The sequence below is a fragment of the Micromonospora chaiyaphumensis genome (assembly GCF_900091435.1).
Classification (GTDB): Bacteria; Actinomycetota; Actinomycetes; order Mycobacteriales; family Micromonosporaceae; genus Micromonospora; species Micromonospora chaiyaphumensis.
The window spans coordinates 810,021-824,428 of sequence record NZ_FMCS01000001.1 but is presented as its reverse complement, the minus strand read 5'-3'; the positions used below and the strand labels follow the sequence as shown (position 1 = coordinate 824,428).

General features: G+C 73.0%; 13 protein-coding genes and 1 riboswitch. Of the genes, 7 read left to right on the top strand and 6 right to left on the bottom strand.

Features of this window, described 5'->3' with window-relative positions; all coding sequences use genetic code 11:
* Positions 1-4: 4 nt before the first annotated feature.
* From GA0070214_RS03930 to GA0070214_RS03915, 5 genes are all read right to left on the bottom strand, one after another.
* Positions 5-754 carry an amino acid ABC transporter ATP-binding protein gene (locus GA0070214_RS03930; protein ID WP_091259048.1) on the bottom strand — a complete coding sequence of 250 codons (750 nt, stop codon included), beginning with the start codon at positions 752-754 and terminating at the stop codon, positions 5-7.
* Positions 751-1,530: an amino acid ABC transporter permease gene (locus tag GA0070214_RS03925; RefSeq protein ID WP_091259045.1), complete on the bottom strand. Its 780-nt coding sequence runs from the start codon at positions 1,528-1,530 to the stop codon at positions 751-753. The genes GA0070214_RS03930 and GA0070214_RS03925 overlap by 4 nt, the downstream gene beginning before the upstream one ends.
* Before the next feature lie 69 nt (positions 1,531-1,599).
* Positions 1,600-2,460, bottom strand: coding sequence for an ABC transporter substrate-binding protein (locus tag GA0070214_RS03920; protein ID WP_091259043.1), 861 nt, complete (start codon positions 2,458-2,460; stop codon positions 1,600-1,602).
* A 101-nt stretch (positions 2,461-2,561) separates the two neighbouring features.
* Positions 2,562-2,693 (bottom strand): hypothetical protein, encoded by a 132-nt coding sequence (locus tag GA0070214_RS32730; RefSeq protein ID WP_255509826.1) that lies wholly within the window; start codon positions 2,691-2,693, stop codon positions 2,562-2,564.
* 32 nt (positions 2,694-2,725) lie between these two features.
* Positions 2,726-2,836, bottom strand: a riboswitch (SAM riboswitch).
* Positions 2,837-2,904: 68 nt separating this feature from the next.
* Positions 2,905-4,380: an NAD(P)/FAD-dependent oxidoreductase gene (locus tag GA0070214_RS03915; RefSeq protein ID WP_091259041.1), complete on the bottom strand. Its 1,476-nt coding sequence runs from the start codon at positions 4,378-4,380 to the stop codon at positions 2,905-2,907.
* A 198-nt stretch (positions 4,381-4,578) separates the two neighbouring features.
* On the opposite strand from GA0070214_RS03915, the gene GA0070214_RS03910 reads away from it, so the two are divergent.
* From GA0070214_RS03910 to GA0070214_RS03885, 6 genes are all read left to right on the top strand, one after another.
* A complete protein-coding gene (locus GA0070214_RS03910) occupies positions 4,579-5,850 on the top strand; it encodes a hypothetical protein (RefSeq protein ID WP_244167535.1) in 1,272 nt (423 codons plus the stop codon).
* A gap of 110 nt (positions 5,851-5,960) precedes the next feature.
* Positions 5,961-7,109, top strand: a complete 1,149-nt coding sequence (gene hflX / locus GA0070214_RS03905; protein ID WP_091259038.1) for a GTPase HflX — start codon at positions 5,961-5,963, stop codon at positions 7,107-7,109.
* A 48-nt stretch (positions 7,110-7,157) separates the two neighbouring features.
* The gene (locus GA0070214_RS03900) at positions 7,158-7,733 is read left to right on the top strand and encodes a PadR family transcriptional regulator (RefSeq protein ID WP_091259876.1); all 576 of its coding nucleotides are present in this window, start codon (positions 7,158-7,160) and stop codon (positions 7,731-7,733) included.
* Positions 7,730-9,451, top strand: a complete 1,722-nt coding sequence (locus tag GA0070214_RS03895) for an acyl-CoA dehydrogenase family protein (protein WP_091259036.1) — start codon at positions 7,730-7,732, stop codon at positions 9,449-9,451. The genes GA0070214_RS03900 and GA0070214_RS03895 overlap by 4 nt, the downstream gene beginning before the upstream one ends.
* A 50-nt stretch (positions 9,452-9,501) precedes the next feature.
* The gene (locus tag GA0070214_RS03890; protein ID WP_091259034.1) at positions 9,502-10,044 is read left to right on the top strand and encodes a GNAT family N-acetyltransferase; all 543 of its coding nucleotides are present in this window, start codon (positions 9,502-9,504) and stop codon (positions 10,042-10,044) included.
* Positions 10,045-10,096: 52 nt separating this feature from the next.
* A complete protein-coding gene (locus tag GA0070214_RS03885; protein WP_091259032.1) occupies positions 10,097-10,507 on the top strand; it encodes a hypothetical protein in 411 nt (136 codons plus the stop codon).
* 44 nt (positions 10,508-10,551) lie between these two features.
* On the opposite strand, the gene pgi is transcribed toward GA0070214_RS03885, so the two are convergent.
* Complete coding sequence (gene pgi / locus GA0070214_RS03880) at positions 10,552-12,186, bottom strand: glucose-6-phosphate isomerase (protein WP_091259873.1); 1,635 nt, start codon at positions 12,184-12,186, stop codon at positions 10,552-10,554.
* A 249-nt stretch (positions 12,187-12,435) separates the two neighbouring features.
* Here pgi and GA0070214_RS03875 point away from each other — a divergent pair, with 249 nt between their 5' ends.
* On the top strand, positions 12,436-14,379 hold the full coding sequence (locus GA0070214_RS03875; RefSeq protein ID WP_091259030.1) for an ABC transporter ATP-binding protein: 1,944 nt from the start codon (positions 12,436-12,438) through the stop codon (positions 14,377-14,379).
* Positions 14,380-14,408: the final 29 nt, after the last annotated feature.

The following is a 14,408-nucleotide window of genomic DNA, read 5'->3' as shown; positions in this document are numbered from 1 at the left end:
CCGGTCAGAGCACCTGGGACAGGAAGCGGCGCAGCCGCGGGTGCTCCGCGGCCTCGAAGACGGCGGCCGGCGGGCCGGCCTCCAGCACGACACCGGCGTCCATGAACGCCACCGTGTCGGCCACCTCGCGGGCGAAGCCCATCTCGTGGGTGACCACCACCATGGTCATGCCGGCGGCCGAGAGGTCGGCCATCACCCCGAGCACACCCTTGACCAGCTCCGGGTCGAGCGCCGAGGTGGCCTCGTCGAAGAGCATCACCTGCGGCCGCAGCGCGAGGGCCCGGGCGATGGCCACCCGCTGCTGCTGCCCGCCGGAGAGCTGCGCCGGCCGGACGTCGGCCTTGTGGGCCAGGCCGACCAGGTCGAGCTGGGTCCGGGCGACCTGCACGGCCTCGTCCTCGGGAAGCTTCTTGAGCTTGCGCAGGGCGAGCGTGAGGTTGCGCAGCACGGTCATGTGCGGAAACAGGTTGAACTGCTGGAACACCATGCCGATGCGCTGGCGCAACGCGTCCGGGTCGTCGCCCAGCACGCTGCGCCCGTCCAGCAGCACGTCACCCCGGTCCGGTTCGATGAGCCGGTTGATCGTGCGCAGCAGGGTCGACTTGCCGGAGCCGGACGGGCCGATCACGCAGGCCGTGCCGCCCCGGGCCACCTCGAGGTCGGCGCCGCGCAGCACCTGGTGCTGCCCGAACGCCAGGTGCACGTCACGGACGGCCAGGCTGACCGAGGTGGCGGTGGCGGTGGCGGTGCTCATCGCGGGTCCTTTCCGGTCGGCGCCGGCGCACCGGCGGGGTCGAGCTCGACGTCGAGGTCGGGGGCGGCCACCGCCCGGCCCTGCCGCAGCCGGCGGTCGATCCAGTTGACCGCGTGGGTCAGCGGCACGGTCAGCAGCAGATAGAACAGGCCGGCCAGCAGCAGCGCGGACTCGTTGCCGGTGGTGGCCGCGTAGTCCTGGCCGATCCGGAACAGCTCCCGCTGGCTGGCCACCAGGCCGAGGAAGTAGACCAGGCTGGAGTCCTTGATCAGCGCGATGAGCTGGTTGACCCAGGCCGGCAGCACCCGGCGTACGCCCTGCGGGACGATCACCAGGCGCATGGCCTCGCCCCAGGAGAAGCCGAGCGCGCGGGCCCCCTCCAGCTGGGCGGCCTCCACGCTCTGGATGCCGGCCCGGAAGATCTCGCCGATGTAGGCGGCGGCGATCAGCGACAGCGCCAGCACGCCCAGCGGGTAGGGGTTCGGGCCCCACACCTGCATGCCCAGCGGCGCCAGGCCGACGCCGATGAGCAGGATGGTCGCCGCCGCCGGCAGGCCGCGGAACACGTCGGTGTAGACCCGCGCCGGCCACCGCAACCAGCGGGTACGCGAGATGCCCGCGACGGCCAGCAGCATGCCCAGCACCGAGCCGAGCAGGGCGGCGGAGACCGCCAGGATCAGCGTGTTGGGCAGCCCGACGGTCACCATCTCGGGCAGCGCCTCGCGCATGGCGTCCCAGTCGAAGAAGGTCTCCCACAGGGTGCTCAGTGGATCCATGTCTCCGTCCGCCCCGCTCGTCTCCGTTGTTCCGGCGTGTCAGTCGTTCCGGCTGTCAGTCGTTCCGGGTCAGGAAGCCGCCGACGGCGACGGCACGGCGACGGTGCCGCTGCCCGGCTTGAAGTCGGCCGGGATCGGCCGGCCCGGGTAGTACTGCGCCTGGAGCCTGCTCCACGTGCCGTCCGCGATCACCTCGTCGAGGGCCTTGTTCAGCGCCTCGCGCAGCTTGTCGTTGCCCTTGGCCACCGCGTACGCGGTCGGAGCCGGGCTGAGCTGCTTCGCCGCCACCTTGATCTTGCCGCCGCTGTCCGCGGCCGACGTGTCGCCGATCTCGGCCGGGGCGATCCACGCGTCGGCGGTGCCGGCCTTGAGCTGGTTGATCGCGCCGTTGTAGTCCGGCACCCGGACCGGGTTCAGGTTCTCCCGGGTGGCGTAGTCGTCCTGCACGGTGCCCTGCACGACCACCACCCGCTTGCCGGTGAGCTGGTCGAAGCCGCTGATCGAGGAACCGGCCGGCACGTCGAGGCCGAAGTAGCCGAAGTCGTAGCCGTTGCCGAAGTCCACGGTCTTCTTCCGGGCCTCGGTGATCGTGATGGAGGAGCTGCCCACGTCGAACTTGTGGTTGTTGACCTGGGCGAGCAGGGCGGAGAAGTCGGTGCCCACGAACTCCACCTTCAGGCCGGCCTTGGCGGCGACCGCGGTGAGCAGGTCGTTGTCGAAGCCGGTGAACTTGCCGTCCTTCAGGTAGACGTTCGGCGGGGCGTCGGTGAGCGTGCCGGCCCGCAGCACGCCGGCCTGGAGCAGGCCGTACGGGTTGGCGGCCTCGCTGGTGGCGCCGCCGTCGTCGCCGCAGGCGGTGAGGGCGGTGGCGGCGAGCACGGCGGCGGCGCCGAGCGCGGCGGCGCGGGTCAGGGCGGAACGGAATCGCACAGGTGTCTCCAGGGTCCGGGGCGGCGTGGGCGCACGCCGCCGACGGCGCGCCCGGGGCGGGCGAGCCGGAGGGGATGGTGCGGAAAAGGGGGGAGTGGCGCTCAGCGCGCGTCGGCGCGGCGACAGGCGTCGCTGCACACCCGCATCAGGTCGACGTGCCGCCGCTTGACCAGCGCGAAACGCGCCGGGTAGGCGATGCCGTCGGCGGGCGGGGTGCGGAGCTGAGCAGACATGGTTCCCTCTGGTCGGTGATGACCTGGGTACCAGGCCACGCTTGCACCGGCGGCTGCCGGTGCCTGGTCCTCACCCGGGGCACCCCACCGCGGAGGAGGGTTGCCGGCCAGCGAGCCGGGGCTTGGCGCTGGCGCTCATGACCTGCCGAGAAGGCTAGCAGGAGGCCGGCCGGGGCCGTCCAGCCGTTATGACCACCCTCACGCCGGGGCCTTACCGGCGGGCGGGCACGACCGGGGCGTCCCGGCCGGTGCCGTGCCGCGACGGCGTCCGCTGCTCGTGGTAGTCCTGCTCGACGTTGACCGTCCAGACGTCGTGGCCGGCGCCGTGCGCGATGTTCTCGGCGGCCAGCATCGCGGTGAGCATCGAGTGGTCGGCGTTGTTGTAGCGGTGCATCCCGTTGCGGCCCACCGGGTGCACGTTCGGCACCTCCCGGGCCAGCCAGTCCCGGATCGTGTCGACGTTGCGCTGGTAGCGCTCGTCGTAGACCGGGTACGCCTTCGGCATCCGGACCACGTAGCCGGCCTCCACACAGCCGGGCCGGACCAGGCCCAGCCGCTCCAGCTCGGCGGTGGCGAAGGCGACCAGCTCCGCGTCCGGGGTCCGCCACATCTCGTCGTCCTCGAACACGAAGTACTCCAGCCCCAGGCAGGTCCGCCCGTCCTTGACGAGGTACGGCGACCAGGAGCCGAAGTTCTGGATCCGGCCCACCTTGGCGGCCGGGTCGTGCACGTAGATCCAGTTGTCCGGGAAGGAGAACTCCTCGGGCACCACCAGCGCCACGGTCAGGAAGTCCCGGTACCGCAGGTCGTCGGCGGCGGCCCGCACCGGCGCGGGAGCCTCGGGGCGCATGGCCCGCACCAGCGCGGAGATCGGCATCGACGAGATCACGTGGTCGGCCGGCTCGGTGCGCTCGCCGCCGGCGTCGATCACCGTGACGGCGGTGGCCCGCCGCCCCACCGGGTCCCGGTGCACCTCGGTCACCCAGGTGTTGGTGCGCACCGTGCCGCCGCGCTTCTCCACCTCCTCGGTGCAGCGCTCCCACATCATCCCGGGGCCGTGCTTCGGGTACTGGAACTCCTCGATCAGGCTGGTCACGTCCTTGCGGTTGCGCCTGGGCAGCAGCGCGTTGAGCACCGCGGTGGACAGCGACAGGTTCTTGATCCGCTGGGCGGCCCAGTCGGCCTGCAACTGGTCGGCCGGCATGCCCCAGACCTTCTCGGTGTAGGTCTTGAAGAACTTCGAGTAGAGCCGCCAGCCGAACCGGGCCGACACCCACCCCTCGAAGTGCGACTGGTCCTTCGGCGGGCGCAGCCGGGCCCGCCCGTACGAGCCGACGCAGCGTAGCGCCTCCAGCAGGCCGAGGTTGCGCAGGGCGTTGCCCGCGTTGAGCGGGTAGTCGTAGAGCGCGCCCCGGTAGTAGATGCGGCTCATCCGGGGCCGGAGCAGGAAGTCCTCGTCGGGCAGGATCTCGTGCCAGAAGTCCTCCACGCGGGAGACCTTCGTGAAGAACCGGTGACCGCCGATGTCGAACCGCCAGCCGTCCCGCTCCACGGTGCGGCTGATCCCGCCGACCACGTCGTCGGCCTCGTAGACGCGGACCTCCTCGCCGTGCCCGAGCAGTTCGTACGCGGCGGTCAGCCCCGCGGGCCCCGCCCCGATGACCACGGTCCCGTTGCCGTCACCCATGCCGTCCGCGCCCCCCGCTGCAGCCTGCCGATGCGGCAGCGCCCTTACCCGTCCTGCGCGCCGACTCACCTGCGGCGGCAATCCGCCACCCCCCGGTCACCCGATCGGGGGCGGGCGGGTGTGAATCGGCACGCGGTGGGAATGCGGGGACGGTTTCCCGGTCCGGGGGTCGGTCGCGGGGCGGCCGGTGGGAGCGGGATGGCGGACGAGCGGCGGGCCGGGACGACGGACGTACCCGGCCCCGACCTGCGGCCGGACGCGCGCGCCCGGCTGGCCTCGGCGGGCCGGCGGCTGGCCGCCCGGATCCCCCCGCCCTGGGGCTTCGTGCTCGCCGTCTTCGTCGGCTCGAAGGTCGTGCTCAGCCTGGTCGGCGTACTGGTGCTGACCGCCTGGGACGGGGTGCCCGGCGCGCCGCCCGCCGACGAGGCGATGATGCGGACCCAGCAGGACCAGGTCTCGTCGCACCGCTGGGTCTCGCTCTGGTTCGCCTGGGACTCGTTCCTCTACGACCACCTGGCCCGGCTGCCGCTGGACCAGCCGTGGCGCGACTTCGGCTTCCCGCTGCTCTACCCGTTCCTGGCGCGGCCCCTCGCGCCGCTGCTCGGCGGGCACACCGCCTGGGCGCTGCTGGTGGTCGCCAACGTGGCGCTGCTGTTCCAGCTCTACCTCGCGTACCGGTTGGGGGGCCGGCTGCTCGGCGCCGACGACCCGGGCGAGGCGGGCGCGGACGGCCGGCGGGCCGTGCGGTACCTGCTGCTCCTGCCCACGGCGTTCCTGTTCCAGGCCGCCCTGACCGAGTCGCTCTTCATATGCCTCGCGCTGGCCGCGTTCTGGTACGCCGAGCAGCGCCGCTGGCTGCTGGTCGGGATCGTCGGCTACTTCCTGGCGATGAGCCGCTCGGTCGGCTTCGTGGTGGTGATCCCGCTGGCCCTGGTGCTGCTGCGCCAGCACGGCTGGCGCCTCGACCCGCGCAGCCTCGGGCGCTACCTCCGGCAGGGCTGGCCGCTGCTGCTGGTCCCGGCCGGCTGGCTGACCTTCATGGCGTTCTGTCGCTGGCAGGGCGGTGACTGGTTCGCCTACCAGCACGCCCAGGAGAAGGGCTGGGGGATCAAGGTGCAGAACCCGCTCGGGGTGGCCGGGTCCGCGCTCGTCGGCGACAACTCGGCCAACGCCTTCCGGGTCTGGATCGCCGTGGCCATGCTGCTCGTGGCGGTCGTCGGGCTGCGCCGGCGGGCCGACTGGCCGTACCTGGCCTACACGGTGATCGTGGTGCTGGTGCCGCTGTCGATGGGCCCGCCGGTCTACAAGAGCCTGCTGCGCTACCTCCTGGCCGCGTTCCCGGTGGCGTTCGTGCTGGCCCGCTGGGCCCGCCGGCCCGGCCTCGACGGCTGGCTCACCGCCGGGCTGGCGCTGCTTCAGGGCGCGCTGTTCGCCGTCTGGCTCACCTACTGGACCCACCTCATCATCTGACCGCCGCCCGACCGTGGGGCAGTTCGCCGCGCTTCGCGAGCATCTCCCCGCACCGCATGGTCCGGTGCGACCCGGGTAGATCAGACCCAGCCGAACGAGCGGGGTGGGCGATGGCCGGATCGTGGTTGATGGGCGCGGGAGCCGCGACGGCGGGGCGGCGGCCGACGGCCGTGCTGGTCGCGGTGCATCCCGAGGACGGGGACGGCAGCGGCCCGGGGAGCGAGACCTCGCTGGCCGAGCTGACCCGCCTGGCCGACACCGACGGGCTGACCGTCGCTGAGGCGGTGGTGCAGAACCGCACCAGGCCCGACCCGGCCACGTACGTGGGCTCCGGCAAGGTGGACGAGTTGGCCGCGGTGGCCGAGCGGGCGCACGCCGACGTGGTGATCGCCGACGGTGAGCTGAGCCCCGGTCAGGTGCGCAACCTCGAGGAACGCACCGGTGTGCGGGTGGTCGACCGGACCGCGCTGATCCTGGACATCTTCGCCGAGCATGCCCGCACCAGCGAAGGTCGGGTGCAGGTGGAGCTGGCGCAGATCGCGTACCAGCTGCCCCGGCTGCGTGGCGACGGCCGCGCGCTGTCCCGGGTGGGTGGCGGCCGGATGGCCGGCGGCGCCGGCATGGGCGTCCGCGGCCCCGGTGAGATGAAGCTGGAGACCCAGCGCCGCCGGCTGCGGCAGCGGGCCACCCGGCTGCGGGGCAACGTCCGCGAGCTGGCCCGGCGGCGGGAGCGCAACCGCGGCCGGCGGGCCCGCAACCAGGTGCCCTCGGTCGCCGTCACCGGCTACACCAACGCCGGCAAGTCGGCCCTGCTCAACCGCCTCACCGGCGCCGATGCCGAGGTCCAGGACGTGCTCTTCGCGACCCTCGACCCGACGGTACGGCGGATCTCCACCGGCGATCTCACCTACACCGTCACCGACACGGTCGGTTTCGTCCGGCACCTGCCGCACCAACTGGTCGACGCGTTCCGCTCCACGCTGGAGGAGGTGAGCGGCAGCGACCTGGTGCTGCACGTGGTGGACGCCGCCGCACCGGACGCCCTGGAGCAGATCACCACGGTGCACGGGGTGCTGCACGAGATCGGCGCCGGGGACGTGCCCGAGCTGCTGGTGCTCAACAAGATCGACGTGGCCCCGGCCGGGTGGGTGGACGCGCTCTGCCGCGCCTGCCCAGAGGCGGTGCCGGTGTCGGCGCTGACCGGCGAGGGCGTGGAGCGGCTGCGTGCCGAGCTGGCCGCCCGGTTGGGCCGCCGCTGACCGAAGTCGGGCTTGCTATGCAACTCGTTGCATAGCAAGATGGCCGGCATGTCGCTGGAGCACGCCATCCTCGTCTCGCTCCTGGAGCAGCCCGCCTCCGGCTACGAGCTGGCCCGGCGCTTCGACCGCTCGATCGGCCGCTTCTGGACCGCCACCCACCAGCAGATCTACCGCGTTCTCAAGCGCATGGAGCACGACGACTGGCTCACCGCCGAGGAGGTCGGCCAGGAGGGGCTGCCGGACAAGAAGGTCTGGTCGGTCACTCCCACCGGGCGCTCCGCCCTGGTCGCCTGGTTGCGCGCGCCCGTGCAGCCGGAGGCGGTCCGGCACGAGCTGGCCGTCAAGATCCGCGGTGCCGCGTTCGACGACGCGGCCGGCCGCGCCGCCCTGGTCGCCGAGGTCGAGCGCTACCGCGCCGACCACGAGAGCACCCTCGCCGGCTACCTGGCCGGCGAGCGCCGCGATTTCCCCGACCCCGCGTCCCGCGACGCCCGCGCGGCCCTCCAGCACGTCGTCCTGCGCGGTGGCATCGCGTACGAGCGGATGGTGGTGGCCTGGCTCGACGACGTCCTCGACACCCTGCGCGACCTCGACCCCACCACCGGTAGGAAGGCGACCCCGTGACCGACCCGCTGCTGTTCCACCCGCACCGCTACGACCCCGCCCACCTCGACGAGACCTCCCGGCGGCTGCTGCGCGCCACGATCGACTGGTTCGAGTCCCGGGGCAAGCGGGCCCTGGTGGACAGCTACAACCACCACGAGTGGTACGCCGACTTCCTCGACTTCGCCGCCAAGGAGGGGCTCTTCGCCACCTTCCTCACGCCGGCCGCCGACGCCGGCGGCGACCCGGACAAGCGCTGGGACACCGCCCGCAACGCCGCCCTCAGCGAGATCCTCGGCTTCTACGGCCTCGGCTACTGGTACACCTGGCAGGTCACCGTGCTCGGCCTCGGGCCGGTCTGGCAGAGCGGCAACGCCGCCGCCCGGGCCCGCGCCGCCGCGCTGCTCGACGAGGGCCACGTCATGGCGTTCGGCCTCTCGGAGCGGCCGCACGGCGCCGACATCTACTCCACCGACCTGCTGCTCACCCCCGACGCCGACGGCGGCTTCCGGGCCACCGGGGGCAAGTACTACATCGGCAACGGCAACGTCGCCGGGCTGGTCTCCGTCTTCGGCCGCCGCACCGACGTCGAGGGCCCCGACGGGTACGTCTTCTTCGCCGCCGACAGCCGGCACCCCGCGTACCGGCTGGTCCGCAACGTGGTCAACGCGCAGATGTACGTCAGCGAGTTCCGCCTCGAGGACTACCCGGTGCGCGCGGAGGACGTGCTGCACACCGGCCCGGCCGCCTTCGACGCCGCGCTCAACACCGTCAACGTCGGCAAGTTCAACCTGTGCACCGCGTCCATCGGCATCTGCGAGCACGCCCTGTACGAGGCGGTCACCCACGCCCACCAGCGGATCCTCTACGGCCGGCGGGTCACCGACTTCCCGCACGTGCGCCGCGAGCTGACCGACGCGTACGCCCGCCTCGTGGCCATGAAGCTGTTCAGCGACCGGGCCGTCGACTACTTCCGCTCGGCCGGCCCGGACGACCGGCGGTACCTGCTGTTCAACCCGATGACCAAGATGAAGGTCACCACCGAGGGCGAGAAGGTCATCGACCTGCTCTGGGATGTGATCGCCGCCAAGGGCTTCGAGGCCGACACCTACTTCGACAAGGCCGCCAAGGACATCCGCGGCCTGCCGAAGCTGGAGGGGACGGTGCACGTCAACCTGGCGCTGATCCTCAAGTTCATGCCGAACTACCTGTTCCGGCCGGCCGCGCACCCGCCCGTGCCGACCCGGCGGGACCCGGCCGACGACGAGTTCCTCTTCGCCCAGGGCCCGGCCCGCGGCCTCGGCGCGATCCGCTTCCACGACTGGCGCACCGCCTACGACGCGCACGCCCACGTGCCCAACGTGGCCCGGTTCCGCGAGCAGGCCGACGGGCTGGTCGCCCTGCTCGCCGCGCACGCCCCGGACGAGGCCCAGCAGCGCGACCTGGACTTCCTGCTCACCGTCGGCCAGCTCTTCGCCCTGGTCGTCTACGGCCAGCTCGTCCTGGAGCAGGCCGAGCTGACCAATCTCGACGCCGACCTGCTGGACGAGATCTTCGACCTGCTGGTCCGGGACTTCTCCGGGTACGCGACCGACCTGCACGGCAAGGCGGCCACCACCGAGGCGCAGGCGGCCTGGGCGCTCGCCCACCTGCGCCGCCCGGTCACCGACGCCGACCGCACCGCCCGGGTGTGGCAGCGGGTCGTCGACCTCTCCGGCACGTACGAGATGCACCCCTGACCGGTGGAGCGGGGGCGCTCCCCGGCGCCCCCGCCCGGTAGGTTGCTCGGATGTTCGCGCTTCCCCTGACCGACGACGCCGAGCTGCGGCCACTGATGCCGTGGCACGCCGGCGAGTTCCTCGCCAACCTCGACCGGTGCCGGGAGCACATCGCCCCCTGGGTGGGCGCGTCCTTCGTGGCCACCGACGCCGGGTCCGCCCGCCGGGTCCTGCAGAACTACGCCGACCGGTGGGCCCGCGACGACGGCGGGATCTGGGGCATCTGGCAGCGCGGCACCCTGGTCGGCGGCGTGCTCTTCGTGTCGCTCAGCACCACCACCGGGGTCTGCGAGGCCGGCTGCTGGCTGGAACCGGGCGCTGAGGGGCAGGGACTGGTCACCCGCGCGGCCCGGGTGATCATCGACTGGGCCGTCCGGGAGCGGGGCATCCACCGCGTCGAGTGGGTCACCAAGGCCGGCAACGACCGCAGCATCGCGGTGGCCCGGCGGCTCGGTATGAGCCGCGACGGGGTGCTGCGCGGGGCCGCGCCGACCCCGACCGGCCGCGCCGACATGGAGGTCTGGTCGGTGCTCGCGCCGGAGTGGATTGCCTGACCGACGCACGCCTCGCGCGGGAACTGTCGTACCCGGACGTCAACATGTGTCCATGGCTGTCCCCGCACTGGCCGACCGGTCCCCCCAGCCGCGCGCCCTGCCGCTGCGCGAGGTCCGCACCCGGCTCACCCAGCTCGTCTCCCTCGCCGAGCTGACCGACACGGTCACCGTCGTGACCCGCGACGGCGATCCGCGCCCGGTCGCCGCGATCGTGCCCGCCGCCGCGGCGCGCACCGCGGCGCAGGCCCGCGCCGACGCCGACCGGATCGCCGCGATCAGCGCCGGCTGGTCCCGGCGGCTGGAGGAGCTGCACCGGCAGAGCAGCCGGCGGCACGCCGCCGAGCTGCGCGCCCTCGCCGACGCGCTCGCCGAGGCGTGGGCCGAACTGGACCGCCGCGCCCCGGCCGGCGACCCGGCGCTGGCCAGGCTCCGGGCCGCCCACGCCGACCTGCTGCGCGGCTGACGCGCGACCCCCGGCCACCTCGGGCCGGGGGTCGCGGGCGTCGCTCAGTCCCGGCCGCGCTGCCCCCGGTAGCGGCGGATCAGCGCCGCGGTCGACGAGTCCACGTCGCCGAGGTCCGGGCCGGCCCCGGTGAGCTTCGGCGCGAGCTGGTTGGCCATCACCTTGCCCAGCTCCACACCCCACTGGTCGAAGGCGTTGATGTCCCAGACCGCGGCCTCGGTGAAGACGATGTGCTCGTAGAGGGCGATGAGCTGGCCCAGCGTCGCCGGGGTCAGCTTCGGCGCGATGATCGACGTGGTCGGGTGGTTGCCCGGCATCACCCGGTGCGGCACCACCTCGGGTGCGGTGCCCTCGGCCTCGACCTGCTCCCTCGTGCGGCCGAAGGCCAGCGCGGCGGTCTGCGCGAAGAAGTTCGACATGAACAGGTCGTGCATGTCGCCCAGGTCGTGGTTGGGCTGGCTGAACGCGATGAAGTCGGCCGGGATCAGCCGGGTGCCCTGGTGGATGAGCTGGTAGAAGGCGTGCTGGCCGTTGGTGCCCGGCTCGCCCCAGAAGATCTCCCCGGTCGGGTACGTGACCGGCCGGCCGTCCCGCGTCACCGACTTGCCGTTGCTCTCCATGGTGAGCTGCTGGAGGTAGGCGGGGAACCGGTGCAGGTACTGCGCGTACGGCAGCACGGCGTGGGTCTCCGCGCCGAGGAAGTCCGTGTACCAGACGTTGAGCAGGCCGAGCAGCGCCGGCACGTTGCGCGCCACGGGCGTGGTCCGGAAGTGTTCGTCCACGGTGTGGTAGCCGGCGAGCAGCTCCCGGAACCGCTCCGGCCCGACCGCCAGCATCACCGACAGGCCGACCGCGGAGGGCAGCGAGTAGCGCCCGCCCACCCAGTCCCAGAAGCCGAACATGTTCTCCGGGTCGATGCCGAAGTCGCGGACCCGCTGCTCGTTGGTGCTGACCGCGACGAAATGCCGGGCCACGGCGCTGTCGTCGGCGTCCAGCCCGGCGAGCAGCCAGCGCCGGGCCTGGTCGGCGTTGGCCAGGGTCTCCTGGGTCGAGAACGTCTTGGAGACCACCACGAACAGCGTGCTGGCCGGGTCGAGGTCGGCGGTCTTGTCGTGGATGTCGGTCGGGTCGATGTTGGACACGAACCGGCAACTGATCCCCGCGTCCCGGTACGCCTTCAGCGCCTCGTACGCCATCACCGGCCCCAGGTCCGAGCCGCCGATGCCGATGTTGACCACGGTGCTGATCCGCTCGCCGGTGTGGCCACGCCAGGAGCCGGAGCGGACCCGCTCGGCGAAGGCCGACATCCGGTCCAGCACGGTGTGCACGTCGGCGACGACGTCCTGGCCGTCCACGGTGAGCGACGCGTCGCGGGGCAGCCGCAGGGCGGTGTGCAGCACGGCCCGGTCCTCGGTGGAGTTGATGTGCTGCCCGGCGAACATGGCGGTGATCCGGTCGGTGAGTCCCACCCGGTCGGCGAGCGCGGTCAGCAGGCTCAACGTCTCGTCCGTGACGAGGTTCTTGCTGTAGTCGACGTACAGGTCGGCGACCTCGCCGGTGAGCCGTTCGCCCCGCTGCCCGTCCGCGGCGAACAGCTCGCGCAGGTGCGTGCCGCGCATCGCCTCGGCGTGCTTGCGCAGGGCCTGCCATTCGTCCGTGGTGGTCACGTCCACAGCCATCGGGTCGATCTTCTCCTTCACGACGGGTCTGCCGGCCGGGCCGGCGTCGCCCCGCTGCCGGCGACCCCACCAGCCTGCCACCCGGAACGGGTACGCGCGACGCGACCCGACATCGCCCACCCCTCGGGAGCGGGGATCCGCCGGTGCGACACGCGTTTGGGACGGGTGTTCGACACGCCGGTCACGGGCAGACAGTGACTGACTGCGGAAAGTAAGCTCCGGTGCTGCCCGCCCCGCCGAGGAGGTGCCATGACCACGGTGATCGGCCCGCGTCCGCCGTCCGAGCAGGACGAGCCGGCGGACGGACCGGCGCTGCCGGAGCTGGAAGACCCGCACTGGATGCACCGGGCCACGGAGTTGGCCCACACGGGCTTCTGGGCGGTGGCCCGCCGGCTGCCCGCCCTGGTCCGTGAGGCCGTCGCCCTGGCCTGGGCGACCAGCCGGCGGGACACGCTCGCCTCGATCGGGCTCAACGTCGCCGCCGGCGTGCTCACCACGTTGGGCCTGCTCGCCACGACGGGGGTGCTGCACCAGCTCTTCGCCGCCGGGCCCACGCCCGACCGGATCCGCGCGGCGTTGCCCGCCCTGGCGTTGGCGGCAGCGGCGGTCACCGTCCGCGGCGCCCTGACCGTCGCCGCGGGCTGGGCGCAGGCGCGACTCATCCCGCAGATCAACTACGCGGTGGAGCTGCGGCTCTTCGAGACCACCTCGGCGGTCGAACTGGCCGCCTTCGACGACGCCGGGTTCGCCGAGGAGATGGTGCGGGCCCGCGACCGGGGCCTGGCCGAGGCCGGGGCCATCGTGAACGACACGGTCAACCTGGTCACCGGCGTGGTCGGCGTGGCGGCCACCGCCGCGGCCGTGACCGTGATCCATCCGCTGCTGTTGCCCTGCCTGCTGGTCGCCGCCGCGCCGGAGGCCGCGACCGCCGTGCGGATGGCCCGCCGCCAGCACTCCGACTGGCTGGCCCGGATCACCCGCCGGCGACGCAAGTTCATGCTCGGCGACCTGATGGCCGACCGGCACACCGCCGGCGAGGTCCGCGCCTACCAGATGCGGGAGTTCCTGCTGGCGGAGTTCCACCGCGTGGTCAGCCTGGAGACCCGCGCCGAGCTGCGCCTGGCCCGGTCGCAGACGGCGACCCGCGCGGTCGGCCTGTCGGCGACCGGGGTCGCCGCCTTCGGGCTCTACGCGGTCCTCGGCCTCCTGTTGCTGGGCGGCGTGGTGGCCCTCGCCGCGGCGGCCACCGCCCTGCTCGCGCTGCAGTCGGCCCGGGCCGGCCTGCGGACCGCCGTCTTCGCCACCAACTCGCTCTACGAGGACGCGCTCTACTACCAGGACTACCGCGACTTCCTCGACCGGGCGCGGCAGCGGGTGCCGACCGGTGGCACGCGGCCGGTGGACGGCTTCGACCGGATCGAGCTCGACGGGGTCAGCCTCCGCTACCCCGACACGGAGACGCCGGCCGTGGACGAGGTCAGCCTGACCGTCCGCCGTGGGGAGGTGATCGCGCTGGTGGGTGAGAACGGCTCCGGCAAGACCACGCTGGCCAAGCTCGTGGCCGGCCTCTACCGGCCGAGCGCCGGCGTGATCCGCTGGGACGGCGTGGACGCCGCCGAGCTCGACCCGCGCCAGACCGCCGCCCAGGTGGCGGTGATGAGTCAGGACTGGTCGAAGTTCCCGTTCACCGCCCGGCAGAACATCCGGGTCGGCCGGCACGACCGGCCCGCCGACCGGCCCGGGCCGGGCATCGAGGACGCCGCCCGCGACGCCGCCGCGCACGACATGATCACCGAGCTGCCGTTCGGGTACGACACGCTGCTGGACCGGCAGTTCAAGGACGGCCAGGACCTCTCCGGCGGGCAGTGGCAGCGGCTCGTGGCCGCCCGCGGTCTCTACCGTGACGCCCGCCTGCTGATCTGCGACGAGCCGTCGGCGGCCCTCGACGCGCGGGCCGAGCACGCCCTGTTCCAGCACCTGCGGCGGCACCCCGACCGGGCCGTGGTGCTCATCACCCACCGGCTGGCCAACGTCCGGCACGCCGACCGGATCTTCGTGCTTGACCACGGCCGGATCGTGCAGGAGGGCGACCACGACGAGCTGATGGCCCAGGAGGGGCTCTACCGGGAGCTGTTCCAGCTCCAGGCGGCCGGCTACCTCGCGCAGGCCGGGGAGGCCGCGGCCGAGTGTTGACCTCCAGTGCGCTCGAACTCCTACGGTGA